General features: G+C 48.0%; 16 protein-coding genes and 3 tRNA genes. 7 read left to right on the forward strand and 12 right to left on the reverse strand.

Features of this window, described 5'->3' with window-relative positions; all coding sequences use genetic code 11:
- Positions 1 to 180 precede the first annotated feature (180 nt).
- The 12 genes from lysA to ACW9SV_RS19085 form a co-directional block, all read right to left on the reverse strand.
- Entirely contained in the window at positions 181 to 1,326 is a 1,146-nt protein-coding gene (lysA, locus tag ACW9SV_RS19030; protein WP_479558352.1) for a diaminopimelate decarboxylase, read from the reverse strand.
- Positions 1,319 to 2,653 (reverse strand): aspartate kinase, encoded by a 1,335-nt coding sequence (locus tag ACW9SV_RS19035; protein ID WP_479558353.1) that lies wholly within the window; start codon positions 2,651 to 2,653, stop codon positions 1,319 to 1,321. Before ACW9SV_RS19035 ends, lysA begins: the two co-directional genes overlap by 8 nt.
- A 116-nt stretch (positions 2,654 to 2,769) precedes the next feature.
- Positions 2,770 to 8,076, reverse strand: coding sequence for an Ig-like domain-containing protein (locus ACW9SV_RS19040; protein ID WP_479558354.1), 5,307 nt, complete (start codon positions 8,074 to 8,076; stop codon positions 2,770 to 2,772).
- Positions 8,077 to 8,407: 331 nt separating this feature from the next.
- Complete coding sequence (locus ACW9SV_RS19045) at positions 8,408 to 9,622, reverse strand: beta-ketoacyl synthase N-terminal-like domain-containing protein (protein WP_479558355.1); 1,215 nt, start codon at positions 9,620 to 9,622, stop codon at positions 8,408 to 8,410.
- 36 nt (positions 9,623 to 9,658) lie between these two features.
- The gene (bioA, locus tag ACW9SV_RS19050) at positions 9,659 to 10,936 is read right to left on the reverse strand and encodes an adenosylmethionine--8-amino-7-oxononanoate transaminase (RefSeq protein ID WP_479558356.1); all 1,278 of its coding nucleotides are present in this window, start codon (positions 10,934 to 10,936) and stop codon (positions 9,659 to 9,661) included.
- On the reverse strand, positions 10,926 to 11,579 hold the full coding sequence (gene bioD / locus ACW9SV_RS19055; RefSeq protein ID WP_479558357.1) for a dethiobiotin synthase: 654 nt from the start codon (positions 11,577 to 11,579) through the stop codon (positions 10,926 to 10,928). Before bioD ends, bioA begins: the two co-directional genes overlap by 11 nt.
- A complete protein-coding gene (locus tag ACW9SV_RS19060; RefSeq protein ID WP_479558358.1) occupies positions 11,528 to 12,691 on the reverse strand; it encodes an aminotransferase class I/II-fold pyridoxal phosphate-dependent enzyme in 1,164 nt (387 codons plus the stop codon). The genes bioD and ACW9SV_RS19060 overlap by 52 nt, the downstream gene beginning before the upstream one ends.
- Before the next feature lie 9 nt (positions 12,692 to 12,700).
- The gene (bioB, locus tag ACW9SV_RS19065; RefSeq protein ID WP_479558359.1) at positions 12,701 to 13,738 is read right to left on the reverse strand and encodes a biotin synthase BioB; all 1,038 of its coding nucleotides are present in this window, start codon (positions 13,736 to 13,738) and stop codon (positions 12,701 to 12,703) included.
- A 162-nt stretch (positions 13,739 to 13,900) separates the two neighbouring features.
- Entirely contained in the window at positions 13,901 to 15,226 is a 1,326-nt protein-coding gene (locus ACW9SV_RS19070) for a toxin-antitoxin system YwqK family antitoxin (protein WP_479558360.1), read from the reverse strand.
- A 71-nt stretch (positions 15,227 to 15,297) separates the two neighbouring features.
- Positions 15,298 to 16,482 (reverse strand): acetyl-CoA C-acyltransferase, encoded by a 1,185-nt coding sequence (locus ACW9SV_RS19075; RefSeq protein WP_479558361.1) that lies wholly within the window; start codon positions 16,480 to 16,482, stop codon positions 15,298 to 15,300.
- A gap of 213 nt (positions 16,483 to 16,695) precedes the next feature.
- Complete coding sequence (locus ACW9SV_RS19080; protein WP_479558362.1) at positions 16,696 to 17,607, reverse strand: tetratricopeptide repeat protein; 912 nt, start codon at positions 17,605 to 17,607, stop codon at positions 16,696 to 16,698.
- Positions 17,604 to 18,572: a VWA domain-containing protein gene (locus tag ACW9SV_RS19085; RefSeq protein WP_479558363.1), complete on the reverse strand. Its 969-nt coding sequence runs from the start codon at positions 18,570 to 18,572 to the stop codon at positions 17,604 to 17,606. Before ACW9SV_RS19085 ends, ACW9SV_RS19080 begins: the two co-directional genes overlap by 4 nt.
- Before the next feature lie 282 nt (positions 18,573 to 18,854).
- On the opposite strand from ACW9SV_RS19085, the gene ACW9SV_RS19090 reads away from it, so the two are divergent.
- The 7 genes from ACW9SV_RS19090 (at position 18,855) to ACW9SV_RS19120 (ending at position 26,842) form a co-directional block, all read left to right on the forward strand.
- Positions 18,855 to 18,942 (forward strand) — tRNA-Ser (locus ACW9SV_RS19090).
- Between the two features lie 112 nt (positions 18,943 to 19,054).
- Positions 19,055 to 19,128: transfer RNA gene (locus ACW9SV_RS19095), tRNA-Pro, on the forward strand.
- Positions 19,129 to 19,193: 65 nt separating this feature from the next.
- Positions 19,194 to 19,267: transfer RNA gene (locus tag ACW9SV_RS19100), tRNA-Arg, on the forward strand.
- A 490-nt stretch (positions 19,268 to 19,757) separates the two neighbouring features.
- On the forward strand, positions 19,758 to 20,426 hold the full coding sequence (locus tag ACW9SV_RS19105; RefSeq protein WP_479558364.1) for an RNA polymerase sigma factor: 669 nt from the start codon (positions 19,758 to 19,760) through the stop codon (positions 20,424 to 20,426).
- A 242-nt stretch (positions 20,427 to 20,668) separates the two neighbouring features.
- Positions 20,669 to 21,745, forward strand: coding sequence for a FecR family protein (locus ACW9SV_RS19110; protein ID WP_479558365.1), 1,077 nt, complete (start codon positions 20,669 to 20,671; stop codon positions 21,743 to 21,745).
- A 153-nt stretch (positions 21,746 to 21,898) separates the two neighbouring features.
- Entirely contained in the window at positions 21,899 to 25,204 is a 3,306-nt protein-coding gene (locus ACW9SV_RS19115; protein ID WP_479558366.1) for a SusC/RagA family TonB-linked outer membrane protein, read from the forward strand.
- A 12-nt stretch (positions 25,205 to 25,216) separates the two neighbouring features.
- Positions 25,217 to 26,842 (forward strand): RagB/SusD family nutrient uptake outer membrane protein, encoded by a 1,626-nt coding sequence (locus ACW9SV_RS19120; RefSeq protein ID WP_479558367.1) that lies wholly within the window; start codon positions 25,217 to 25,219, stop codon positions 26,840 to 26,842.
- The last annotated feature ends 12 nt before the right edge of the window (positions 26,843 to 26,854 follow it).

Raw genomic sequence — 26,854 nt, forward strand, 5'->3', positions numbered from 1 at the left:
GGTGTTTTCGTTTGTGGCCTTTTTTAGGAAAAACAGCTTAAAACAGGGTGTTAAAACGCCTGCAAAGCTGATGGCAGTTGAAAGCCCTTTAAAGAAGAAACCTCCGCTTTGGGCCTGTTTTCAAAAGACAAACGCCGAAACGGAGGTTTAGTAAGATGAGCTATAAAGTAGCTTGAAAGCCTAGGAAAGATATACAGCCTTTACCCTGTCCCGAAGGTTGTATTCAGAAACCATCACCTCACCGTAAGCACCGGCGGTTCTGATGGCTACTAGATCGCCACGTTTGGTTTCGGGGAGTTCAACCGCTTTAGAAAAGCAGTCAGTAGACTCGCAGATAGGCCCTACCACGTCATAGGTTTTGGCGGGCAAGTCGCTGGTAAGGTTCTCAATCTTATGGTACGCCTGGTACAGGGCCGGGCGCATCAACTCAGTCATTCCGGCATCCAGAATCACGAAGTTGGTCTTTTGGCCATGTTTTAAGTAAAGTACCTTAGAAATAAGATTTCCGCTTGGAGCTACCAGGGCCCTGCCTAACTCAAAGTGCACCACCTGTCCTTGGCGTTTCTCCAGCAATCTGTCAAAGATGGAAAAGTAAGCCGCGAAGTCTGCGATGGGGTTTTCTTCGGGAGTATGGTAATCTACGCCTAATCCGCCGCCCACATTCAGGTGCGGGAAGCTAAGGTCGCGTTCCTCAAACCAATTTTGGATTTCGTTCACGCGTATGCAAAGGTTTTCAAACGCCCGCAAATCTGTGATCTGGGACCCGATGTGGAAGTGCAAGCCCACCAGCTTCACGTTAGACCAATAGGCGAAACGAGGCAATAGATCCTCCAGTTCCCAGGCATTGATTCCAAACTTGTTTTCCTCTAAACCTGTGGTAATGTGCTTGTGCGTGTAAGCATCCACGTTCGGGTTAATGCGCAAGGCCACCTGCGCCACTTTCCCCTTCGCAGCCGCCAATTCCTGAATCACCTCCAATTCCTGCACAGATTCTGAATTGAAGCAGAAAATGTTGGCGTCCAGGGCAAAGTTGATCTCGGCATCTGATTTTCCTACGCCTGCAAACACAATCTGCTCGGGGGCAAAGCCTGCCTCAAGAGCTCTGCGTACCTCATTGCCACTTACGCAATCGGCCCCAAAACCCCGCTCCAAGATTTCGGCAAGGATTGGAGCGTTGGCATTTGCTTTAAGGGCATAATGCACATGGTAATCGTATTTAGAGGCCTCTTCTTTTGCGGCATCTAGTGTTTGCCGCAGAAGGGAAAGGTCATACGCGTAAAAAGGGGTTTGGTGCTGAGAGAACGCCTGAAGTTGTTCTTTAAGCATGGCTTTCCTCTCTTTCCTGGAACACTCCTTCATTAATGGAGATCAACGCATCTTCTTTATAGGTGGTGTTTACCAAAAAGCTGATGTTGTTTTTGCTTCCTCCGTAGGAGATCATGCGCAACGGAATATGCTTCAATGACTGAACCACTTTAAGGGCGGCACCTGGTTTGTCTTCCATGAAGTCACCCACCACGCAGACAATGGTCAAATCTGTGTCGATCTCCACGCTCCCGAACCGCTGCAAGGCCTCGGTGATTTCGGGCAGGTAGGTTTGGTTGTCAATGGTGAGGGAAACCGCCACTTCTGACGTAGTGATCATATCAATAGGCGTCTTGAAACGCTCAAACACCTCAAACACGCTGCGCAGGAAACCATAGGCCAGCAACATACGGCTAGATTTGATCTTGATGGCAATGATGCCGTCTTTTGCAGCAACTGCCTTGATTTTGTTTCCGGTTCTCTTGGAGGAGATGGTGGTACCAGCCGCCTCGGGTTGCATGGTGTTTAACAACCGAACCGGAATGTTATGCTGCTGAGCCGGAAGAATACTGGATGGGTGCAGGATCTTTGCCCCAAAGTATGCCAACTCCGCCGCCTCATCAAAAGACAGCTCCGCGATAGGGTAAGTGTTCTTCACCACCCGCGGATCGTTGTTGTGCATGCCGTCAATGTCGGTCCAGATCTGAATCTCAGAAGCTTTCACAGCCGCGCCAACAATAGAAGCGGTATAGTCACTGCCGCCTCGCTTTAAATTATCGATCTCGTTTTTGGCGTTCCGGCAGATGTATCCTTGGGTGATGAACAGCTGATTATCTGGGTACTGGTCAAGCTGCTTTCTCAGGTTCTCCCGGATAAACGCCTGGTCTGGCTCCTCGTCTGGGGTAATCTTCATGAACTCCAACGCGGGTAGCAACACAGATGGGATTCCGTTTTCCTCCTGAAAAATCTGGAAGAGTTGCGTTGACAACAATTCGCCCTGGGCTAAAATGATTTTCTCTGTGGCAGGGGAAAATGCCCGGTCAAAGCAAGCCCGGATATCGGCGAACACCACCTGAACAACCTGTTTACCCTTTTCCTTTGAAGTTTCCTGTTTATATAAATCAGCAATCACCTGTTTATAGTGTTGCTCTAATTGTGCTGTGAGAGATTCTGCCTGGGCCACATTGCCCTGGGCCAGTTGCTGCCCAATTTGCACCAGGTGATTGGTGGTTCCTGACATGGCAGAAAGCACTACAATCACGGGTTCCTGCTTGGGAAGCAGTTGAGAGACGGCACCCATCCGCTCCGCAGAGCCTACGGAGGTGCCCCCAAATTTCATGATTTTCATAGAAATAAAATAAAACCTGCGAATTTACTAAAACATAAGCGATTCCTAAAAGAAAACCCCACCCGCTGCTTTTTTTCCTGAGCAGCGGGTGGGGTTTTGCTTTAGATATGATCTGATTAGTCTTTCTTCACTACCCTGATCACCTCAGACAGGGAAGAACCAGTTACTCGCAGCATGTAAATGCCGTTGGCGATGGTAGAAAGGTTTTTGGTAAGGGTTACCTTGCCGGAGGCCACCTTAGCAGATTCTCTGTAGATCAGTTTCTGGTTAAGGTCATACAGTTCCACCAACACGGTTCTTTCTTCTGTACTGGTCACCGAGAAAGACAGTTCGTTTGTGAACGGGTTAGGGGAAACCGCCACCTGGGCCGCGGTATTAGCACCCAACGCTTTCACTGATACAACCTTGCTGTACTCAGATTGGCCGTTCAGGTCTACTTGTTTCAACCGGTAGTACACAGTTCCGGCAGGAGCTCCAGCATCGGTGAAGGTGTAATTGATTTCCTCGTTGCTAGTCCCGTTTCCTTTTACCTGGCCAATGTTGGCAAAAACTTTTCCGTTAAGGCTACGCTCTACCTGGAAGTAGTCATTGTCTTTTTCACCGACGGTAGTCCAATCTAGCTGTACTCCAGTACCAGTGGCTTGTGCTGTGAAGGACGTTAACGCTACTGGAAGTGGAGCAGAGTCAACCGTTACAGACGAGAATCCTTTCATGGTCACATTGCTACAACCCCCTGTGCCAATCGCTTGAACAGTAAGGGTGGTAGAGGAAGTTATAGGGCCAGAAGTCAGGACTATTGGACCACCAGTACCTCTTACACGAGCCCCGCTAGGCGTACTTCCGTTGTAAATCTGGTACTCTACACCATTTTGTGAATTTGGTAACTCTATAGTGACGGTACCTTCTGGTCTGACAATCTTTTGAGTGTTGGCAAAAGAATATTGCGTTGGAAGGGCGTTTACAGTAATTGCGTAAGCAGATCCCATAGCGGTGTTGGAGCAGCCTGAACTGATGGCAAATACCTGGAGGTTCGCATTGGAGGTTAGTGGATCTGAGGTTAAGGTAATAGTCCCGCCAGTTCCAGCGACTCCAAAACCAGTTGGAGTAGTTCCATTGTACATTTGGTAGGTAATACCTTGTTGGGAAGAAGTTAAGGTTATACTTCCTGTGGAGCCGCTACAAACGCTTGGGGCAGTTGCAAGGGAGGTTGACTGCACCGTTGGCGAAGAAACGTTAATGGTAACCGGGTTACCAACCTGGAAGGCAGCGCACCCAGCAGGGCTGGACGGTGTTGCTCTGACCGTAAAAGTGGTATTGTTGGCGATGGCATTAGAAGTTAATATAATGTCTCCTCCTGTGCCTTCCACCAAAGAACCAACTGGAGTAGTGCCCTCATAAAGTTGATAGAATACTTCGGTTTCGGAAGCGATTACCCTTACTTGCCCTGTACTGTTAGTACAAACCGAAGGAGTAACTGCGGCTATTGTCAAGTTGCTGGTTGGAACCGCCACAAATACCCTGTTACTCATGTCTATAGCACACCCGTTGGTGGTGGTTGCCACCACTTTCAAGTTTGAATTGGCTGTAAGCGAGCCAGTAACTAAGTTGATTGGCCCTCCAGTTCCTGAAACACTTGTGCCGGTGGTGCTATAAGTACCCGTAGCAGTGTTGTAGATCTGAACTTGGTAGGTAACTCCTGTTTGAGTGCCAGCTAAGCTGATGGTGGCAGCGCTGCTGTTACAAACTGCCTGCGTAGTAGGTGTTACCGCAAAAGCGGTTGGGATTGGGTTAACGGTAACAGCAGTACTTCCCATGGATACCTGGTTTCCACAACCATTTGTCGCTCTAACACTGAAGGTTCCCCCTGAGGTAATAGCCCCGGAAGAAAGTGTTATGGCATTGCCAGTTCCTTCCACAATACTTCCTAAGGCCGTTGTGCCGGAGTAAATTTGGTAAGTTACACCCACTTGTGAGCCTGAAAGACTCAACGTGGCGGCTTGTCCGCTGCAGACGGTAGTGGTACCAGGAGTAACAGTAAAGGAAGTTGGAGTGCCTGATGTTACATTTACGGTTACTTGTTGAGTCAATGCAAAAGGTGCGCATTGCCCTGAAGTTGCCAACACCCGGAAGGTGTTTGTTCCGGCAGAAGAAAGGCTAGACGAAACAAGGGTAATGTTTCCGCCTGTACCAGAAACCGGATTGCCCGTGTTAACGAAAGTTGACCCCTCTAACCTTTGCAACTGATACGATACGCCGTTCCCTGAGCTATTTATAGTAATGGAGGCCGAACTACCTGCACACAAGGATTGCACCGTAGGAACCAGGGTTAAGGCATTGGAAGGAACATTTACCGCAAAGGTGTTGCCCATCTCGGTGGAACATCCATTCTGAGATCCCACTACCCTAAAGGTTCCACTTGAAGTTAAAGCCCCAGTGGTAATGGTGATGGTTCCTCCCGTACCTCTTACCGATGTTCCTGTGTTTGAGTAAGTTCCTGTTGCAGGATTCAGTACCTGAATTTGGTAAGACACATTTTCTTCAGAATTGGCAATTGTTACCGATTCACTTGACCCATTACAAACGGAAGAAGTAATGGGGGCTACCGACAAAGCTTTAGGAGCCGGAGCAATGGTAATGGAAGTGCTTCCATTTAAAGTAGCTTGGCAATCTGGAGAACCTACCTGGAAAGCTCTAACGGTAAGAACCGTAGCAGCCGTAAGGTTTCCTGAAGATAGGGTGATGGTGCTACCATTTCCTACCATGGCAGGCCCACTAGCTACATCTCCATTGTAAACCTGGTAAATTATCCCATTTTGCGAGTTGTTTACTGTGAGAACTGCGGAGCTGTTATTACATACCGTTTGAGCAGCAGGGGCCAGCGTTGGAGTAGTAGAAGGGGCCACGCAGGATACCGTAACGGCACCTGTCTGCTGGCTTTCACAACTCCCGCCCGTAGGAGTAATAGAAGCTGTAACAGTTGTTCCAGTGCCTAGGTTGGCTTGGTTTGTGGCATTTATGGCAATTGACCAGGTGACACGGTTAGTGGATGAGGCGCCTGAAACAGTAGCTGTTCCGGCAATCCGTTGTCCATCTATGTACACATTCACCGTTCCGTTGGTGATACTTGTACCAGTAATTACGGTTGCTCTTTCCTTGATTGGAGATGTAAGTGTGAGACCAAAAGAGGCTGCCGGTGATGTAGGTTGAATTTGGATGGTTGCAGAAGCAGCACTTGCTGTTTTACCCCCCGGAGCCGTTGCCACAGCATAAAGTACATCATTACCACTTAGGTTGGCATTTCCTAAAACTGGGGCAGACCAGTTACTGTTTGCAACAGTAGCTGCCTCTGTTACCCTAGGGTCCGTTGCAGGATTAGGGTTAGTCCCTACCCTTCGATAAACTACCACAGTAGTGCCGGCAGGTTCTGAAGAAGTACCTGCTATGGAAGTGATGGTAGGGCAAGCGTTAGTAGTTGTGATAACAGGAGTAGCGGTTACGCAGTTGGTTCCTACTGTTAATTCGCTAGTCGGAGCAGATAATCCTTCATAACCGGACGGATAATTAGTTAAATCAGTTGAAGGAACTTTTGCTCTTATAGTAATTCTGTTGCCTTGGGTTACCCCATACCTAGTAATATCAATTGTCCAAGTTGTTCCCGCTGCAGTTGTAGTAGGAGTCAAACTACCATCACTTGCTGGATTTACTGGATATCCATTAATAAATAGATAAATTAAGGCTCCAACTTCAGATGTACCAGAAATTGAACTAGTACCTGTACATAGGAAAGTATTATTTACTGTAGGAGTCTGAGTTGTTTGAGCGGTTCCGGTAGTAGTGGGTGTTCCTGTGTTACTGTTGACATAAATACTATTTGATCTAGAAGATTCGCAAACTCCCCCCGTTGGAATAACTGTTGCAGTTATAGTTGCATAATCTTTCGCCGCATTCGCATTGCTTGCGTCTCTGGGATAAGATAAATCTCTCGGATATGTAGGGTTATCGTAAGTCCAAGCATAAGAAGGACTAGCAGCGGTTCCGGTGTTGGTGGTGCTAGAGGTGGCGGTTCCAAAAAATAGCCCATCCTTATAAACCCTAATTTGAGATCCTGGGTAAATAGTTGTACCTAATACAGCATCTTTATTGCTAATAGAGCTTATAATTGGGGCAACAGTAGTACAAGTACCAAATTGCTGAGTTTGGACTGTCACAGTATTAGAAGATACTGATGTGCTGGCCGCGCAGTTCCCTGAAGCAGCCCGGGTGACCCTCACTGTTAAAACATCTCCAGCTGCCAACGTAGTCCCGCTTGGTATTGGAAAGGAAAATGCTCCGTTAGACACCACCACAGGTGATGCGGGCACTACTTGACTTCCATTACGGAATAAGGAAATAGTGCCGCCATTTTCAGTGGAGGTTCCTGTAATGGTAGTGGCTCCAACTCTGATGACAGGGTTTGTTGTGATTACAGGGGCAGCAGGTGCAGCTGTCTGGCAAAACTCGCCGTTTTGGATCTGGTTTAATGAAGTGGACGGAAAAGCAGGGATAAGACTCCGCCAGATCGTAAACTTATCGTTAGAGTAATTTCTATCATCAACACCACCCACATCAGAAATTGTGCCTTCCAGACCTGTTTGGGCACTGGTCACGGTAGAACCTGTCACTCGGAGTGGGGTAGTTGGGCTAATGCCGGCTCCGCCATCTCCGCTAAAAGCAGAAAGTGGCACGTAGAAATCAAAGAAGAAATCGGCGTTACCACCTGCGGTTGAAGCGGCAACGGCTTTCTGGAAGTATTGGCTATAGCCGCCGTTGGCACTACCCCGCCAAATCACATTACTAGTGAAAGGATCGGTGTCATCTCCGCTACCCCGGTGACGGTAAATTACCACATCAAAGTTGAGGGCCAATACTACCTCAAACTCAAAACCTAAGTTCTTTACCTTAGAAGGGGTGGTGTAGTCTACTAATGTACCGTTTGCCAGGCGCTGTTTGTTGAAAACCCCATCAGAATCAATCAAAAAGCTGTAGCCTTTAGAGGCAGAAGAGTTACCCCCCAGTCTGACCCTGAACATCACTTGCGTGCCATTGAAGGCCATGTACAAAGGGTTGGGTGCTAAATCAGTATGACCACCCCCAGAGCCCGTCACCAGGTCATTAAGGGGTTCTGTTCCCAGTTGGGGAAGCAAACGGTAAGGAATTTCATTAACGGTTGCCCCAATGTCATTAGTGCCAATATATCCAGTACTGGTCCGGGAGACATAGTTGTCCTTGTTAGGGTCTAAAACACCTTGGCCATTACCCGTGGCGGGTTGAAAAATTAAACCCGGGGTTTGCGCCTGAACTTTAAATTGAAGGCACAGCAGCAAGAAAGTAAAAACAAGAATATAGTTATTCCTGAGGGTTGGGTGTAGAAGTTGTCTCTTCATATCAAACCTTAAGAGTGAAACGGCCTTTTACAAGCCGAAAAATAAAAAAGCCCTTAAACCACCCAGATCAAAGCTCGTCACAAGGTGGTATTTACTAGGCTAACTGTAAAAAATACGGTACTAGTTAAACTTTGTTGGTTTTAAGAAGGTAAATAAAACAAAAGATTGTATTTGTTTTATTATATTAACATAATGTTAATATTACTATTTCAGGTGGGGAGGAAAATGGAATTAGATTTAAGGAAGAGGTGGATAGCATGTGTCTTTGTGAGCTTGAAAATTGACGGGCACAAAGGTACATGTTCAATTTGGTAGAATAGGCCTTGTTTTACTAATTTGTTATGCTTAAAAGTAGGCTAGCAGCATTTCCGCCAAACCCAGCGCTATTTACTAGAATGATCCTGTTGTGCTTGTGATTTGTACAATCTGTAGTAGGTCTAAAGTTGTTTATTTTACTTTTTGTAGATAAAATATTTTTACCCATCTCAGCTGATAAGGCGCCAGAGGCCCCCAAAGTATGACCAATCAAATGCTTGTTAGAGTAGAAAGAGGGAGAATGTGCACCAAATGCTTTCTTTATTGCTTGAATTTCCGCTGCGTCTCCCGCTTTAGTACCAGGAGCATGCAAAACAACGGCATCCACGTCTGAAGGAGCAAGACCCGCTTGTTTCAGGGCATCTTGCATGGCTAATTGAAAGTGCAAGCCTTCTTTGGAGATGCCAGTTTTAGAAGGACTACGCTCAAACCCCATGCCCACTGCTTTCACTTCTATTACCTGCTTTAGGTTTGCGTTTTCTAGCTCGGCCTGGTTCATTCTTTCCAAGGCAAAAACAGCAGCGCCCTCGCCTAACACAAAGGTGTTCTGTTCTTCATTTAAAGGACGGCAAGGATTTTCTTGGGCACCAAACCTTGAATAGATGCCAATGGATTTCATCTGGGCAAGCGTAAAAGGAGTGAGTGGTGCTTCGGTGCCGCCCACCAGAAACCGTTTGGCCATGCCGGATTTTAGCCACGCAAGTCCGTTGGCAAAGGCCTGCAAGGCTGTGCTGCAGGTAACCGAATGACTGATAAGAGGTCCATTTGCCTGCAAATCATTGGCTACCCAGCTGGCCACGTTGCCTAAGGTTGTACTGGGAGATACACTAGGGGAAAGCCGTTTTTCGGGGGTTTTTAGGAAATCGGCGTGAAACTGCTCAAACATGCCGGTAGCTCCCCGGGAAGAACCTATGTTGATGCCCACGGGATCATGGAGCTCCATGCTCCAGCCCGCTTGTGCTACGGCTTGTCTTGTGGCAAGAATGGCAAGCTGCACCGAGCGGTCAAGAGTGGCATAGGTGGGGTTTTCCAGCAGCAGGGCCTGGAGCAGGGCTTCGGCAGAAAAGGAGAGAGGAGCTACTGGTGTGTCAATTCCTAAAGCAGGTATTGTGGTAAATGCTGCTTTGCCGCTGGCGTAAGAAGCCTGAACTTCCTCAGGTGTACAACCCAGTCCTGAGACAGACCCAACTCCCCTGATCACTATCCACTCCTGCTCCCGCTCTGTTCGCATCTCTTTAGTCCTTGTTTCCTTAAATCGTCCTTAAAACTACTGCACCACCGTCCGCATTTGCTCAATTACGTGGTAAACCTTTTCTAACTGATCATTGGTGATGCAGTAAGGAGGAAGCACATACACAATATTGCCCAGGGGCCGCAGCAACACACCATTCTGTAAGGCTACATTGTACAACTGGTCCCTAAGAGAATGGAAGTAAGTAGTTTGGCCCACTTCAAACTCAATGGCCAGAATAGTACCGGTTTGTCGGCAGTCCTTAATGCCCGGTTGCCCGATTAAAGTTTGGGCGAAAGCAGCGTGTTGGGCGCTGATTCTTTCCAGGTTTTCTAAAAACGAGGAATTTTCCACTAGATCCAGGCTGGCCAGAGAGGCAGCACAGGCAACCGGATTGGCGGTGTACGAATGCCCATGGAAGAAGGCCTTGGTTTTGTCCTCGCTCAGGAAAGAGCGGTAAATGTCCTGGGAACAAGTGGTCACGCCCAAAGCCATAGTCCCACCGGTCAGGCCTTTAGAAAAACACATCATATCTGGTACCTGGCTGAGATGGTCACAGGCGAAACGCTTACCTGTTCTTCCAAAGCCGGTCATCACTTCATCGGCTATGATAAGCACCCCTTGGGTCCGGCAGAGGGCCATGAGTTGGTCCAGAATAGCAGGGGAGTACATGACCATCCCGGCGGTGCCTAACACCAAAGGCTCAAAAATGAAGGCTGCAATGTCTTCCTGTTGAAGAAGGGTTTCCAAGCGGGCAAGGGTCTGTTCTTCCTGGCCGGGAACCGGTACGGGCAAAAACTCCACATCAAATAGGTACTGCTGAAAAGGGCGCGTAAAAATGGAACGCTCACTCACCGACATCGCCCCGAAAGTATCGCCGTGGTAGCTTCCTTCAAAAGCGATAATCTTGGTTTTATTTACTCCTTGGTTAAACCAATACTGCAAGGCCATCTTGAGGGCTACCTCTACGGCCGTAGAGCCATTGTCTGAGTAAAATACTTTTGCCTGGTTTTCAGGAAGAAGCCGTAGAAGCCGCTCAGACAGTTCTACCGCGGGGGCATGGGTGAAACCTGCAAAAATCACATGCTCAAGGGTGCGCAGCTGTTGGCTCACCCGCTCAGCGATGTGCGGATGGGCATGCCCGTGAATGTTCACCCACCAAGACGAAACGGCATCAATGTATTCTTTCCCGTCCTCCGCAAAAAGAACGGCGCCCTCTCCCCGCACAATCCCGATAGGTGGGGGAGTGGTCTGCATCTGGGTATAGGGGTGCCAGTTTACTTTTTGATCGCGTTCTGAAAGGCTATTGTTCATGGGTAGTAAAGTAATCCTTGAAATTTTGGGCGTAGTGCAACACCTTGGTTTTATCAAAGCTCTCTTCTTGCTTAATGCGGGGAAGAACAGGGAGCTTAGAATAGTTTAAAATGAATTCCTCGGAAGAAGGCGTTGGCTCTCCGTTGAAGATAATGCCCGCAATAGGAATGTTCCTGCTTTTAAGGACCTCCACCGCCATAAGCGTATGGTTGATGCTCCCAAGGTAATTTCTGGAAACCAGCACCACTTCCAAATCAAACTTTAGAATAAGGTCAAGCACCAGGTCCCGCTCGTTCAAAGGAACCATAATGCCCCCGGCGCCTTCCACCATCAGGTGGTTTAGGGTAGCTGGTAGGTTGATGTTCTCCAAGGCGAGTCTTGTTCCTTCGGCAGCCGCGGCCGTGTGCGGCGAAGCGGGCATTTGCAGCCGGTAAGCCTCCGGGTGAAACACAGTGTGCAGATTAGAGATAAGGCTTTTGACGGTGTGCGTGTCTGAGTCTTCCAGGTTACCAGCTTGTACCGGCTTCCAGTAGTCGGCCTGCAGGGCTTCGGTGAGGATGGCCGAGGCGATGGTTTTCCCCACATCGGTGCCTATGCCGGTAATGAAATATCTTTTGGGGTGTGCTGGTGAAGCAGGTTGCATAATTCTTGTACTTGCGCGTGGGTGTTGTAGGCGTGAAGCACCAGCCGGAGGCGCTCTTTGCCCATTGGTACCGTGGGACTAAAAACGGGTCGCACGTCAAACCCGGATTTTTGAATAAGGTGAGCTACTTGCTTTAGTGCCAACGGATCTGCCAGGTGCCAGGCCTGAATGGGGCTTCTGTTTAGGGCTTCTTTTTGTGAAAACGGCTCTGAAACAGAATTTTCGTTTACCAAGAACTGGTAGAAGGAAGCTAGTTCCAGTACCTGCTTACGTTCAGCGGTCAAGCCTGGCAGTAGCCTGTACGCTTGCTTGATGGCTACCAAAGAAGCCAGAGGAAGAGCAGTTGTATAGATGAAGGGCCGGCTGAAGTTCAGAAGATATTCTTGCAAAGCCTTGGGACCTACTACCGCTGCTCCGTGACAACCAATCGCTTTCCCGAATGTCATTATTCGGGCAAACACTTGCAGTTCCAGATTCAAGGCAGAGACAAGTCCTTCGCCTTTTTTACCAAACAACCCATTTGAATGGGCCTCATCCACCACCAGGTACAAGCCCTCTTTTTGACACAAAGCCGCTAACTCCAATAATGGAGAAAAGTCTCCGTCCATAGAATACAGCGACTCAACGGCTACGTACACATTACCCTGCGCCCGTTTCAGTTTAGCTTTAAGATCCTCCACCTCATTGTGGCGGAACGGAAAACTTTGGGCAAAACTGAGCCGGATTCCTTCCTTCATGGAAGCATGGCTGGCCTCGTCATAAAAGATGGTGTCGCCGCGTTGGGGTACCGCCGAAAAGAAACCGCAGTTAGCCGCATACCCTGAGTTGAATACTAGCGCGGCCTCGGCTCCATGAAAAAGAGCAAGTTCCGCTTCCAACTCTTGCGCGTAAACTGAGTTACCGCTCAACAAGCGGGAGCCAGTGGCGCCGTGCGCCGGAATCTCTCCTAATTCTTCGGCAATGCGTTTGGCTAGAACCTCAGAAGCGGCCAGCCCCAGATAGTCGTTTGAGCTGAAGTCTATCAGTCCAGGAACCGGTGACGTCAACTGGCGCAGGGTGCTTTTCTGGGCTCTGCTTTCCAGTTGACGTATAAGACGGTCCGGCACTTGCATGACTGAGAGTTATTCCGCGGAAACAGCTACCTCTGTTGGAACGTCCACGGTTCCGCCGCAGGAAGTTTCTGCTTTGAAGGATTTACGAGGCGTTAAGCCCAGCAACTCAAACATGGCTTTATCATCGGCGAAGCCCGGGTTAGGGGTCGTCAACAGTTTGTCGCCCGAGAAGATGGAGTTGGCCCCGGCCAGGAAACAAAGCGCTTGCTCACTTACCGGCATTTCTTGCCTTCCGGCAGATAAACGCACCATGGTTTTTGGCATGAGAATACGGGCGGTGGCAATCATGCGGACCATTTCCCATACGCTTACTCTTGGCTGCTCGGCAAGAGGGGTACCCTCTACCGGTACCAAGGCATTCACCGGTACCGATTCTGGGTGTTGCGGCAGGTTGCTGAGCACGTGCAGCATGGCAATACGGTCATCATCTGTTTCGCCTAAGCCAATGATACCGCCGCTGCACACGGAAATACCCGCTTTGCGCACGTTCTCAATGGTGCCTAAACGGTCACCGTATGTACGGGTGGTAATGATGTTGCTATAATTCTCTTCTGAGGTGTCCAGGTTGTGGTTGTAGGCGTAAAGGCCGGCTTGCTTCAGGCGCTCGGCTTGGTATTCATTGACCATGCCTAGGGTGCAGCAAACTTCCAGACCCATCTCGTTCACACCTTCCACCATTTCCAGTACCCGGTCAAAGTCGCGGTTGTCGCGAACTTCGCGCCAGGCGGCACCCATGCAGAAACGGGTGGAACCCCCTTCTTTGGCTTTACGGGCTGCGTCTAGTACTACTTCGTTGCTGAGCAGTTTGTGGGCCTGTACTCCAGTGTGGTAACGGGCAGCCTGCGGACAGTAAGCGCAGTCTTCAGGGCATCCGCCTGTTTTCACCGAAAGAAGGGTGCAGACCTGCACCTCGCCAGTGGCTTGATATTGTTTGTGTACCTGTGAGGCCTCTACGATGAGTTCCAACACGGGTTTATAATAGATGGCGCGAATTTCATCCATGGTCCAATCCGTGCGGAGAGGGGCGGTGTTCAGGGCGTCCGTCATAGTCTAAAAAGTCTTGTTTAGGGGACTAAAGTACGGCGGAAAAAGCAATACGAGAAATTTTTTGCGGCTGGTGCGAACGCTTGTTACCAGGTTTTATGGTTGTTTTCTGAAAATCAGGGTTTAAACGGAAACGCGCCTGCTACCCTGTTGGGTTAAACGGTGCTATTTTTTGTCAGCGATGACCTGTCCGTTGCGGTACTCCACCTTTTTCAGTTGTTTCCCAGTCTCGTCAAAGTAGGTCCAGGTGCCGGTTTGGCGGTTGTTCCGGTACGTGCCGGCCATCTCCGTTTTCCCATTTTCATAGAGCTGCTTAAACGTACCAAACCGCAGCCCGTCTTTGTAAAGCGTCTCAGATTTTATCTTACCCGATGGGAAATAAGTAATCAAGGTGCTCACAATCTTTCCGTTCAAGTAGGTAGCCTTGGATTCAGGTTGTCCATTGTCATGGTAGGTGAGACGCTCCCCATTGATTTTGCCGTTCTTGTATGGCTCAATGGTTTTCAACTTTTTGTTTTCGTGGAATTCCTGCCAGGTACCTACGGGCTTGTTGTCCTTGAACTCTTCTTGTGCTGCTATGGTGCCGGAAGGATAGTAACGAGTTATTTTTCGGTCCCGCTCGTTGTTGCTATACCGGATTTCCTGTTGCAGTTTGCCGTTCTCGTCAAAAGACTGGGCTAACCCAACTCGTAGGCCTTTGCTGTAGGTAAGGGTGCTGCGCCGCTGGCCGTTTTCATAATAAGCCACGGAAGGGCCATCAGGCTTGCCGGCCAGCACGCTGCCTTCGGTCATGAGTTTGCCTGAACGGTAGTACGTTTTAAAACGAGCCGGTTTGGTAGGGCCGTCGCTGATGGTCTCGGTTTCTAATTGGCCGTTGTCATAAAAGGTCTTGTAGCCGCCTTCAATCATGCCGTTGCGGTAATTGGCCTCCGATGCTTTTTCGCCGTTTGGGTGAAACGTGCGGGAAACACCGCTTTGGACCTTACGGGTGTAGGTGATCTCCGACCGAAGCTTGCCATTAGGGAAATACTCTTTCACCAACCCCTCTGGGAAACCCTCCACAAAAGTGGCTTCCTGTTTCAACTGGCCGTTTTCATGGTAGCTTTTGAAAGGACCGCTCTGCAGATCGTTCAGGTATTGGCCTTCCTGTAGCTTGTTTCCGTTAGGGTAAATAGCCGAGAAAGGGCCGTTCTTTTTTCCGTCTTTGTAGGGGACCGTCAGTTTTGGTTTGCCGGTAGGGAAAAACTCCGTGTACAGGCTGTCGCGTTTCCCCTCCACTACCTTGACCATAGCTTCCAACTCGCCAGTGGGATAGTACTTGCGGTAGTAGCCATGCATGACTGAGTCTGCCGAAGCCTTGATGAAGTACACTTCCTTGATCGCCGATTGCAGGGAATCATGGTAGGTGACTACCCTAACCTGGGCTTGGGTTTGTAGGTGTAAGCCAACGGAGAGACAAAGAAGTGTAACTAGAAACAGAATCCTTTTCATGGATACAAAACAATAAAAAAAGCCTTACTATTAACGTAAGGCTTTTCAGAATTAGTATAGTTCAAAAAGGTTTACACCCGCTCCAACACAATGGCGGAGGCTCCGCCACCACCGTTGCAGATTCCGGTTACACCAATTTTGCCGTTGTTTTTATGCAGTACATTAATCAACGTAGTCACAATACGGGCACCGGAAGCTCCCAGTGGGTGGCCTAGAGATACAGCACCGCCATACACATTAACGTTGCCGCCTTCCAGACCTAGTTTATGGTTGTTCGCCAGGGAAACTACGGAGAATGCTTCGTTGATTTCATAGAAATCAACTTCTGCAGGGTCAACGCCGGCAACTCTTAAGGCTTTCGGGATAGCCAGGGCAGGGGAGGTGGTAAACCATTTCGGCTCCTGCTCGGCATCGGCAAAGCCTCTGATTTTCGCGATTGGCGTTACTCCCAATTCCTCGGCTTTCTCCTTGCTCATGAGCAACAGGGCCGCGGCTCCGTCATTCAGGGTAGAGGCATTGGCCGCGGTAACGGTCCCTTCTTTGTCAAACACTGGGCGCAAACCCGGGATCTTCTCGAAGTTTACCTTGCTGTATTCTTCATCCTCGGTGACAAAGATGGAGTCTTTGCCGCGTTGCGGAATCTCAACGGGTACAATCTCGTCTTTCAGGTAACCAGCCTTGGCTGCCTCGGCTGATTTGCGGTAGGAGTTGATGGCGTATTCATCCTGCATCTCACGGGTAATGCCTAACTCACGGGCGGTGTTTTCAGCTGCGCTACCCATGTGGTAATCGTTGTACACATCCCAAAGACCGTCTTTCACTAATCCGTCAATCATTTGCCCGTGACCCATCTTCGCCCCGAACCGGGCTTTGTCCAGGTAATACGGCACATTAGACATGCTTTCCATACCACCTGCCACGATGATGTCTTTATGACCCAGCATGATGGCCTGCGATGCGAACATAATGGCTTTAGAGCCAGAGGCGCAAACTTTATTGATGGTGGTACATTCCACTTCATACCCTAAACCGGCACCAATAGCTGCCTGGCGGGCAGGGGCTTGGCCTACGTTAGCAGACAGTACGTTGCCCATGATCACTTCCTGAACCAGGCTTTTGTCTATTCCGGCTTTTTCCAGAGCTCCCTTGATAGCGATAGCTCCCAATTGAGGGGCGGTAAGACTTGCCAAAGCCCCACCAAAGCTCCCGATTGGAGTACGGACGGCCGAAATAACGTATACTTCTTTCACTTGCATATCAGTAGTGTTTTCTAGATTATGGGTTTGAAATTATCGTTTATTCAGATAAAAACCAAACGCTTGTTAGGTTGATTGGGTTCTCTGTGTGACAATAATAAATTTTAAAAGGAAAGGGGCAGTTGTCAATTGGTGCAGAATCCAGCCTATTTGAAGGTTAGTTTTCTGAAAAGTGGCTTAAAACAACCCATCTGATTTTAAACTCAGAAGTAGCTACCAGTCTGGAGTGTTTTTGTTTTTATTCTTTGTATTGGTGCGGGGGACCTGTTGCAGGTATTGGGCTTCTTCCTGGCGCATGGCGTCTAGCAACTGACGGGCTTTCTCAGGGCTAAGCTGCAACTTCTTCAGGCGTTCATAACGGGTTTGGAGCAGGGCGTCTTCTTCCTGGCCTGCCTGGTTGCTTCCTTTGTTGCCTCCGCTACCAGTGCCATTTCCTGATCCTTGGCTACTCACTCCTTTGGTAAGACCGGCTTCTTCCCCGGAGCTCTGCATTTGGTCAACATTGCTTTGGCCTTCAGGTGTATTGTTTTCGGCTCCGCCTCCGGGGGCATTGCCTGCTCCTGGGTTAGTGGAACCATTAGCCGAATGGGAGGCAGAGCTTCCCGCTGAATTGGGCTGCCGGGAACCACCTGATCCGTTTTGGGAGGTGTTCTTGGGGGGCATCCTTTGGTTTTCTCTCTTCTCCGGGTGCAGAAGAAGGTATTTTTGAAGTAGCTCAAAATTGTAGCGGGCAGCCTGGTTTGATTCATTAGCTTTCAAGGCTTGTTTGCAGAAGCCTAAGGCTTTAGTATAGTTTCCTTCCTCGGCCTCAATCACGGCTAACTGGGTGGCCACGGTAGAAAGCAGTTCGGTATCAGTGGTTTTGAGAAGTGACCGATACAACGGAGAGGCCTGGGTGTACTCGTGTAAATGGAAATAAGAGTGAGCCAGGTTTAATACCACCGAATGGTGGGGCTTCCCCCCTTCAAATTGGCGTACTTTTTCATACAAGGCAGATGCCTTGAGGTACTCTTTTTGAGAGTAGGCGGCTTCAGCCTGTTGGGTATATTGGTTCCGATGTGCAATGCGCTGGAAGTTTTCCAACGGGGAAGTGACTAGTAGCAGAATAAACCAAATGTACATCATATCCTAAGTACTTGTATGGTCCATAAAACATCCAAGGCGATGAGGAGGAGGGCAGCCAATAAGGGGTAAAGGTATTTGTTTGCGGCCACTTCCACTACCTTGGTTTGGCGCAGTTCACTTTTGACGGAATTTACCGCGCTTAGCAACCTAGGGGTCTCGCTTATGTTTTGGTTTATTTCAAAGTAGTTGCCTTTGGTGCGCAGTGCTATTTCTTTCAGCGCGTCAGGCTCCAGTTTGGTGATCACTGTTTCACCTTTGCTGTCCTTCTTGAAAGTACGACCCTCCGGAATCTTACCCCCGGCATAAGTGCCCACGCCTACGCAATACACGTGTACCCCCTGAGAGAGCAACGCATTTACCGAGGCCTGCACATTCTCCCCGAAAGTTTCTCCGTCAGAAAAGATCACAAGGATCTTGGAGCGTTCCATTTCCCGGCTGGTTTGCGTCTCTTGGAATTTTTGCTGGGTCAACTCCAGCACCGGGTTTAACTGGGCTGCTTCGGCTGGGGCCAAGGTAGTTTTAAGCGATTGCACAAAAAGCTCCAGTGCGCTTTGGTCATAGGTTAGCGGACTCAGCACGAAAGCTTCCGACGAAAACCCAATCAGCCCCACACGGTCAGCGTTGGAGTTTCTGATGAACTCCTGTAACTCCAGCTTCACTTTCTCTAACCGGGAGGGGGGCACGTCTTGGGTTTTCATGGATTGGGATAGGTCCACTGCCAGGTACACATCCTTGCCATTGGTTCTTATTTCCTTTGTCATGGCGCCGAAGGAGGGACCTAACAAAGCCACCACCAACAACCCCATATAGATGCTCCGGATGATGGCTTTGATCCAGATGGCGTTTGCCTTCTGGGCAAATTGCTGGGCCAGTCGCTTTATCCTGTACAAATATCCTCCATAGAGCACCCCAAACAGGAGGAAGAAGAAAAACTCAATGGAGGTAAATGGTAAGTACCAGGTCATGGGGTGAGCAGTTGTGCTTGTAAGTGCAGCGGCAAGTTATAAAGAAACAAACAAATGGTTTTGGCTTCTATTTAAGGGCTCTTTTAACAGAAAGGGTGCAGAGACGATTCTAAAACGCACAGCATGAAAATAAATTTCAAAATTTATCAGCCTCTAAGCTGTTGTCATAGAAGCAAATGGTGTGGTGGGAAGGCCGTAAGGGGAAAATTTTTTAGATGGAGCTTTGGTAATCTCATTTTTGTTAGGCTATATTTGCACACTCTTTAACAGAAAGGGATGCCCGGAGAGATGGGTGAGTGGCTGAAACCAGCAGTTTGCTAAACTGCCGTACCTCTAAAGGGTACCGGGGGTTCGAATCCCCCTCTCTCCGCGAAGTTTTTTTGAAAATAAATTTTGGAAAGAAAACTTCATTCATTATCTTTGCACCGCAATTACGGAGAAAAAAAGGTTAGAGAAGTTTGTCACTTTGTAATTGCAGGACTCGGGGTGTAGCGTAGCCCGGTATCGCGCCACATTTGGGATGTGGAGGTCGTAGGTTCGAATCCTGCCACCCCGACGAAAAAAGATGAGTAATGTTGGATGACTAAAAAGACATTCTCCATTACTCATTTTTGTTTCGATGGTCTCGTAGCTCAGCTGGATAGAGCAACTGCCTTCTAAGCAGTAGGTCTTTGGTTCGAATCCAAACGGGATCACTTAGCAATTAGCCACTTATAAGGTAAAACTTGTAAGTGGCTTTTTTATTTCAAATAATTCCCAAACTCTCTGGCTTTATCCTTCAAAGCAGTCCCTCCAATCGAGAGCCATTTTCTAATTGCCAACCTCTTTTCTATGGAGTTAAAAAGTATATGGCTTAATTAAGCATCACCTTACGCTTAAATTATTGAAGGGCTTCTGGTAAATCGCTGGTGAATTTTCAATAAAATAGGAAAAGCACACCTACGGACCATACAAAAAAACGAGGGGCAAGCTTATGCCAGAACTTAGCACTTCCATCAATAGCAGAGGCAAGGCAATAATCTTTGTTCCACCTTTTTCCTCAAGCAGATTACCTTTTAAAAGAAGCAAACCTCACAGGTAAGGTATGTTTATTAAAGGTAAAGCCCATCTTCTTTAAATAATGAAGACTTAAAAGATTAAATTTTTGTAAAGTTTTCATATTATTACAGGCAAACGGTTCAATAAATGGGAAAAGCGCAATTATTGGAGAGGGAGGATGAACTATGGGATAGATTCCGAGCGGGCGACGAAGAGGCGTTTGCCCAGATATTTGCCTGCTTTTCTGATACGCTTTTTAATTACGGTTCTCGCTTGCACCCAGATAGAGAGTTGGTGAAAGATTGCTTACAGGATCTTTTCGTAAATATCTGGAACCGACGCCACTTGCTGGGGCCTACTACTTCCATCAAATACTATCTATTTCGCTCATTAAGAAGGCAAATTGCGCTGAAAGCAAAAGAAGGGGCTGGAATTTTTTCTGAAGCAGGGGATAGTTTCTTTAAATCGGAAAATGAGTTTTCATCAGAGGATAACCTAATTAGATTTGAAGATGAAAACCATTTAACCAGCCTTTTAGAAAAGGCAATAAAAAACCTTTCAGACCGACAGCGCGAAGCTATTTACCTCCGGTTTTACCAAGACATGGAATTCTCTGACATAGCCACTCTGTTAGAGATAACCCCAAGAGCAGTTTACAAACTCATTTACAGGGCAATTGATATTCTGCAAAAAAGCTTTCACTCTTCCGAAAAACCGACTGGCTTAGGAATAGAACTAAAGTTTCCCAACCAAAGACTCCAGCTAGACGCCTTGGTGAGTTTTTTGGTGCTAAGCGGGGTTAGTTTCCTCCTGTAAAGGAGACCCATTGAACTCAACTTTTCAGTTCTTTATGAAATTTCTCTAAACCAGCAACTACCTTGGTGTGCCTGCTCTATTGCAACAATCCCAATGAATGTGGTGGTTTTGGGGCGTTTTTCTAAAAACAGAAAAATTTTCTGTGGTATTTTAGAAATTACTAAAATTTTTTATGCCTTTGATGGGTCACTTTCGGGTAATTTCTCCTTTTGCTATTTAGAACGATTCACCAGGCAACCTAGATGGAGGAACATTACCAGACACTGCACGATTTTGTATTAGATCCCAGCTTTTGCGATTGGGTATTATACCGAAATGAAAGTGCAGCGGCTTTCTGGCAAACCTACATCAAAGTTAACCCGGAAAAACGTGAACTGGTAGAGCAAGCCAGATTAGTAGTTATCTCCATGGGTGCCGGAATGGACCAGCATTGGAAAAGCTCGGAGAAAGCAGAGGCATGGAGCCGGATTCAGGATAAGATAAATGCTCCTACTGAATCAAACCAGAATAGAGTAGCGGAAGACCATAGCTTCCTCCGCGTGGGAGGGTGGAAGCTTATTAGAAAGGTAGCAGCAAGCCTAACTGCCTTTTTACTACTAAGTGCTGCTTTATACTACCTGTTTGCCCAAGGTCAGGGGCAAACCTTCACATATGCCACAACTTACGGTGAAGTGAAAAGGGTCTCATTACCAGATGGTTCTGAAGTAACTTTAAACGGGAATTCTTCTTTAAGTTTTAAGAAACCTTGGAATTCAGATTACCCCAGAGAAGTAACGCTAAACGGAGAGGCTTTCTTCAAGGTCACCCATCAGCAAAATGACCAGAAATTCAGGGTTAACTTAACGGAGAAGGTTTCCATAGAAGTTATCGGTACAGAGTTCACCGCCACGCAAAGGCCCCAAGACACCAAAGTGGTTCTGAATGAGGGAAAGGTAAACTTCTCTGTGTCCGATGAAGGGTTTCTGGGGTATTTTAAAGAAACGTTGGCAAAAGAAACGCTTAAACCAGGAGAGTTAACCGCCTATTCTGCTGAAACAAGTGGTAAAGCAAAACTGGTGAAAAGAACAGTTCAAAACCCAGAGGTTTATAATGCTTTCCAACACAACAAGCTCATGTTTGCAGATGCCCCGCTTACAGAAGTAGCACGTGTTCTGGAGGATGTATATGGCTACAAGGTAACCTTTACCAATAAAGCGCATGCGAGCAGACGTTATACAGGTTCAGTGCCCCATGACAAAGTAGAGGTACTCATCATCACGCTTGAGAAACTATTTAAACTTAAGATTACCCAAAAAGGCAATCAGCTGGAAATTAGTTGAAATCTCCTTCGGCTCCAGTGCTAAAAACCACAGAATAGATCCTTTTAAAACATTGTACCTAAATCTTATGTCCATATGGTAAAACCTTTTAGCAAACAAAAAATGCTCACTCCTTTACTTATATGTGTAGCAATGCAGGTGTCTGGGCAAGCAATGACTGCTTCCTTAAAGGCCCGGTCTGGTAGCTATATGGTAACGGAGCAAAAAACCGTATCGCTTTCTAAAGTGATAAAAGAGTTGGGTACCTACTATAAGGTGAACCTCAACTATGACAGTGAGCTGCTTTCAAAAATCAAGGCTGAGGAAAGCGTCCTGAAACCCATCAGCGGCAATTTAACCCAGGACATGGAAAGGATCCTGAAGCCTCACAACCTCAGTGCTGAGAAGGTAGATAAGAATACCTATATCATCATTCCTTCCACGCCACAGAACGCCCGCCCCAAGACCACCCTCCTGGAAAATACCAAGGTGAAAGCTGACATCACCATCACCGGGGAAGTGAAAGATGCGCAAGGCAATGGCTTGCCCGGAGTAACCGTGGTGGTGAAAGGAGTGGCCGGAATTGGGGTTACCACGGATGTTGACGGAAGGTATTCTTTGAAACTACCCAGCGGGGTTGAAAGCGGAGTGCTGGTTTTCTCCTATATCGGGTTTAAAACCCAGGAAGCCGCAATAGGCAATAGAACATCCATCAACATCACCTTGGAGGCCGATGACCAGGCTCTGGGGGAAGTAGTAGTGGTGGGATATGGAACGCAGCAGCGCACCAGTGTGGTGGGAGCTGTGGATCAGGTGACTTCTGCCGTGATAGAAGGAAAGCCCGCCATGACAGCTACCCAGGCATTACAAGGGGCATCTCCCAACCTTATTATTCAGCAAACGAGCTATGAACCCGGGCAATCTCCCAATATCAATATCCGGGGGATAAGCACTTTGGGCAACAATAGCCCTTTGGTGGTGATTGACGGAATAGTAGGGGGAGATATCAATCTGTTAAATCCGAATGACATTGAAAGTGTTTCTATTCTAAAGGATGCAGGTAGTGCCGCCATTTATGGTTCAAGAGCAGCCAACGGGGTTATACTAATTACCACCAAGAAAGGGAAGAAGAATACCCGGCCAACCCTTACCTATAATGCTTTGGTAGGTATCCAGGAGCCTAAAGTTTTATACAAACCGGTAAAAGGGTATGAGAACGCTATCCTGAGAAGCCAGGCGACCGTGAATGCAGGTTTGCCGCCCATTTATGGGCCAGATGAAATCAGAAGAATACAGGAAGAGGGCGACAATGAATGGTTTCTGAATACCATCCTCCAAGATGCTGTTCAGCAAAACCATAATCTAACCTTGTCAGGCGGCAGCGAGACCTCTACTTTCTTGATCTCAGCGGGTGTGGCAGATCAGCGGAGCAATCTGGTAGGGCCAAATTATGGTCATTCAAGGTACAACTACCGCCTCAACCTGACCAGTGATTACGGTAAGCTAAAATTGACCAGCATCCTGGCGTATACCCGGAGCCAGATCAAAGACCATTCTTCCTCTACGCAAACGCTCATTGTGGATGCAGGCAGAGTGCCTACATATTATCAACTAAAAGATGAGCAAGGCCGCTATTTGACGAATGATGTGCTTTCAGAATTCAACCCCTTGGGTGTGTTGGAAAAAGGAGGTTACCGGAAGTACAACAACGATAATATTTTCGGGAACATCAATGCGGAGTTTGAGGTAGTTGAGTCCTTTAAACTGAGAGGGGTATTTGGCGGGAGCCTGGTTTCAAACCAACTGTTTGCCAGAACCATGCAGGTAGACTATTTCCCTAACGGAACATCGGGCGCCAACCGGAATACGAATGATGAGAACAGTAAGAACCTGTCTCTCAACACGCAGCTTTTAGCCGAGTTCAACAAAACTTTCTCACAAGATCATACCACCAATGTACTGGTAGGTATCTCCAACGAATCTTACACCAGTAGAAGCAACGGATTATTCAAAACCTATACTGATCCTGAATTAGGCACCCCGGTGTCTGGAACTATAGTAAGCCCAGATTCTTATAACTCAAACCAAAGAGCAGTTGAAACCAGCTTGAACTCCCTTTTCGGGAGGGCCTCTTATTCTTTTAGGGACAAGTACTATGGAGAGTTCAGCTTCAGGGTAGACGGATCTTCCAAATTCAACAGAACCAACAGATGGGGCTTTTTCCCTTCTGTTTCCGCAGGTTACCGAATTTCTGAGGAAAGCTTCCTATCAGGGTACCGCGACAATCTAGGTGATCTGAAACTACGCGCCTCCTACGGGGTTTTGGGAAACCAGAGCGTTTTGGACTACCAGTTCATGACCACGTACTTTACCTACCAAAATGCCTATGGATTTAACAATTCACCCGTAGGCGGTACCGGATTTGCGTTTGCCAACCCAGACTTACGGTGGGAGAAAGCGGCGACTTTCAACGCCGGCGTTGATGCAAGTTTCCTGAACAACGCTCTAACCTTGTCATTGGATTACTTCAATAAGGTTACCAGTGATATCCTAATCCCGCCAAGTGTACCAGGGGTATATGGCACTTCGCTTCCTTCTTATAACGCCGGTAAAGTAGAAAACAAAGGTTGGGAGATCAACCTGAACTACCGGGTTTCCCATGGCAGTTTTGACCACTCTTTTTCTTTCAACCTGGGAGACTCCAAAAACAAGGTGCTCTATTTTGAAGGGAAAGAGGCCTTGACTGGGGCAGATGAGATGCAGGTGATTCTAAGAGAGGGTTTGCCCTTCAGGTCGTATGTGGGGCTTAAGCGGGATGGCTATTTTCAGAACCTTGATGAAATTGAAAGAGGCCCTAAACCACCAGGGCTCAACGTGTCACCGGGTGACAACCGGTATGTTGACGTGAACGGTGACAACATTATAGATGAAAACGACAAGTTTGTCCTGGGTAATCCTTTTCCCCGCTACACCTTTGGGGCTACTTATAACCTGAGGTTCAAAGGATTTGACCTAAATGTATTCTTCCAGGGAGTGGGACAGCGGAGCACCTTCCTGAGAGGTGAGTTGGTGGAGCCTTTCCACTTTAATTACTCTCAGGTGATGTACCAGCACCAGCTTGATTTCTGGACTCCTCAGAACCCAGACGCCCGGTACCCGCGGCTTTCTGCCAGCGGCAGCCAATCAACCGAGAACAACTTCCGGAGGGGCTCAGATATGTACATCTATGACGCCTCTTATGTGAGACTGAAGAACCTGCAAATTGGCTACACCCTGCCAACCTCCCTCATTGGAAAAATAGGCATGAAGTCTATGAGGGCCTATTTCTCGGGGCAGAATCTTTACACGCTCTCCAAGTTGAAATTCATAGATCCGGAAGTCACTGAGTTCAACAACAACCTGAGCAATTCTGGGGCAAACAGTGGAAGAGCTTATCCTACGCCTGTCTACTATGGTTTTGGTCTAGATGTCACCTTCTAATTAAACAGCCACATGCATAAATTTTCCAAATTCATCTTTTGCCTACTAGGGGTTGTGACCATCTCTTTTACGGCTTGCAACGACTTAGATCTGGTACCGGAAGATCGGTTCACGGATGCCAACTACTGGACAACAACTGAAAAGGCCAACAGTGTCCTGAACTCGGCCTATTCCCAGATGTACCGCAGTGACTATTTCTTCTTTAATGAAGGCATGTCAGACAATGCCTACAACGGGAGAGGAGACCAAAACGGCGTGGCTTCCTTGGCCGCAGGTACCTATGACGCTTCTCTTGGCAGAATACGGGAAGAATGGAATTTCCACTATTCCGGAATCAAGACCTGCCATATCTTTTTAGAGAATGTAGACCGGGTGGAGAACATGGATGCCACCTTGAAAGAAAGAATGAAAGCAGAGGCTCGCTTCATCAGGGCTTTCCATTACTTCCAACTGATGACCTGGTATGGAGACGTGCCCTTTTTCGACCGCGATATCTCCGTAGAGGAAGCCAAGACAATCCCCAGAACTCCCCGGGCCCAGGTGCTGGAATTTGTGTTGAATGAATTAACCCAAGTTGCAGAGGCCTTACCCGTTAATACCGCCTATGCCGCAGCGGACAGGGGCAGAATCACCAAAGGAGCCGCCGTCGCTTTGAAAGCCAGAGCCTTGTTGTATGAAGGCCGGTGGCAGGATGTGGTCACCACCTGTGAATCGTTGCTTAACAACAGCAGTGGTACTTACAGCTTATTCCCTTCTTACGAGGGTTTATTTCTGCCCCAGAACGAGAACAACAGTGAAGTCATTCTGGATATCCAGTTTGTACCCGAGGTTAGGGCGCACAACCATTTCTTTGACATCGCTCCTTTGGCTGTTGGTGCCCGCTTGAATGCCCTTGCGCCCACGCAGGAACTGGTAGACAGCTATCTGACACAGAACGGAAAAAGAATACAGGAAACCGGGTCAGAGTATGACGAAACAGATCCTTATGACAACCGCGATCCACGCTTCGCTTCTACCATTGTGTACAACGGTTATGAATGGAAGAGACCAAACGGCACCACCGAGACCATCTACACCAAACCCGGGTCTGACCCTGATGCCTCCGCCGTGGATGAGTACAAACCAGGCGGGGTGAGTTCTCCTACCGGTTATTACTTCCGGAAGTACTACGACCCTACCTCGTCAGTGAACTTCCTTTCTGGGCTGAACCTCATTATGATCCGGTACGCAGATGTGTTGCTCATGTATGCCGAAGCTAAAAATGAACTGGGGCAAATGAATGAAACCATTTGGAACCAGACCATCAGAGCACTACGGGCCCGCGCCGGCTTCACCGATCCAGCAGCCTTGAATTACCCTGCGGTTGCCCAGGATGAACTGAGAACCATCATCCGGAACGAGCGCCGCATAGAGTTGGCTTTTGAAGGACTCCGCATATTTGATATCCGCAGATGGAGAATTGGGGGGCAGGTATTGAACGGTTGGGCGCATGGAGCTCAGTTTGGCTCTCCTTCGGTGGACAATGGCTACATCAGGGTCAATCAAAGAAGCTTCGATGAAAGCAAGCACTACCTGTGGCCAATTCCCAGAGATGAAAGGGCGCTTAATCCAAACCTAACCCAAAATCCTAACTGGTAAATTTTCTCCTTT

Source organism: Rufibacter sp. JT20002, from assembly GCF_056491185.1.

Coding starts and splice junctions, on each gene's coding strand:
- ACW9SV_RS19085 (WP_479558363.1), bottom strand. CDS start 18,572: ATGACCTGGTACTTACCATTTACCTCCATTGAGTTTTTCTTCTTCCTC.
- bioA (WP_479558356.1), bottom strand. CDS start 10,936: ATGAACAATAGCCTTTCAGAACGCGATCAAAAAGTAAACTGGCACCCC.
- ACW9SV_RS19070 (WP_479558360.1), bottom strand. CDS start 15,226: ATGAAAAGGATTCTGTTTCTAGTTACACTTCTTTGTCTCTCCGTTGGC.
- bioD (WP_479558357.1), bottom strand. CDS start 11,579: ATGCAACCTGCTTCACCAGCACACCCCAAAAGATATTTCATTACCGGC.
- bioB (WP_479558359.1), bottom strand. CDS start 13,738: ATGACGGACGCCCTGAACACCGCCCCTCTCCGCACGGATTGGACCATG.
- ACW9SV_RS19040 (WP_479558354.1), bottom strand. CDS start 8,076: ATGAAGAGACAACTTCTACACCCAACCCTCAGGAATAACTATATTCTT.
- ACW9SV_RS19110 (WP_479558365.1), top strand. CDS start 20,669: ATGGAGGAACATTACCAGACACTGCACGATTTTGTATTAGATCCCAGC.
- ACW9SV_RS19115 (WP_479558366.1), top strand. CDS start 21,899: ATGACTGCTTCCTTAAAGGCCCGGTCTGGTAGCTATATGGTAACGGAG.
- lysA (WP_479558352.1), bottom strand. CDS start 1,326: ATGCTTAAAGAACAACTTCAGGCGTTCTCTCAGCACCAAACCCCTTTT.
- ACW9SV_RS19060 (WP_479558358.1), bottom strand. CDS start 12,691: ATGCAAGTGCCGGACCGTCTTATACGTCAACTGGAAAGCAGAGCCCAG.
- ACW9SV_RS19080 (WP_479558362.1), bottom strand. CDS start 17,607: ATGATGTACATTTGGTTTATTCTGCTACTAGTCACTTCCCCGTTGGAA.
- ACW9SV_RS19105 (WP_479558364.1), top strand. CDS start 19,758: ATGGGAAAAGCGCAATTATTGGAGAGGGAGGATGAACTATGGGATAGA.
- ACW9SV_RS19075 (WP_479558361.1), bottom strand. CDS start 16,482: ATGCAAGTGAAAGAAGTATACGTTATTTCGGCCGTCCGTACTCCAATC.
- ACW9SV_RS19035 (WP_479558353.1), bottom strand. CDS start 2,653: ATGAAAATCATGAAATTTGGGGGCACCTCCGTAGGCTCTGCGGAGCGG.
- ACW9SV_RS19120 (WP_479558367.1), top strand. CDS start 25,217: ATGCATAAATTTTCCAAATTCATCTTTTGCCTACTAGGGGTTGTGACC.
- ACW9SV_RS19045 (WP_479558355.1), bottom strand. CDS start 9,622: ATGCGAACAGAGCGGGAGCAGGAGTGGATAGTGATCAGGGGAGTTGGG.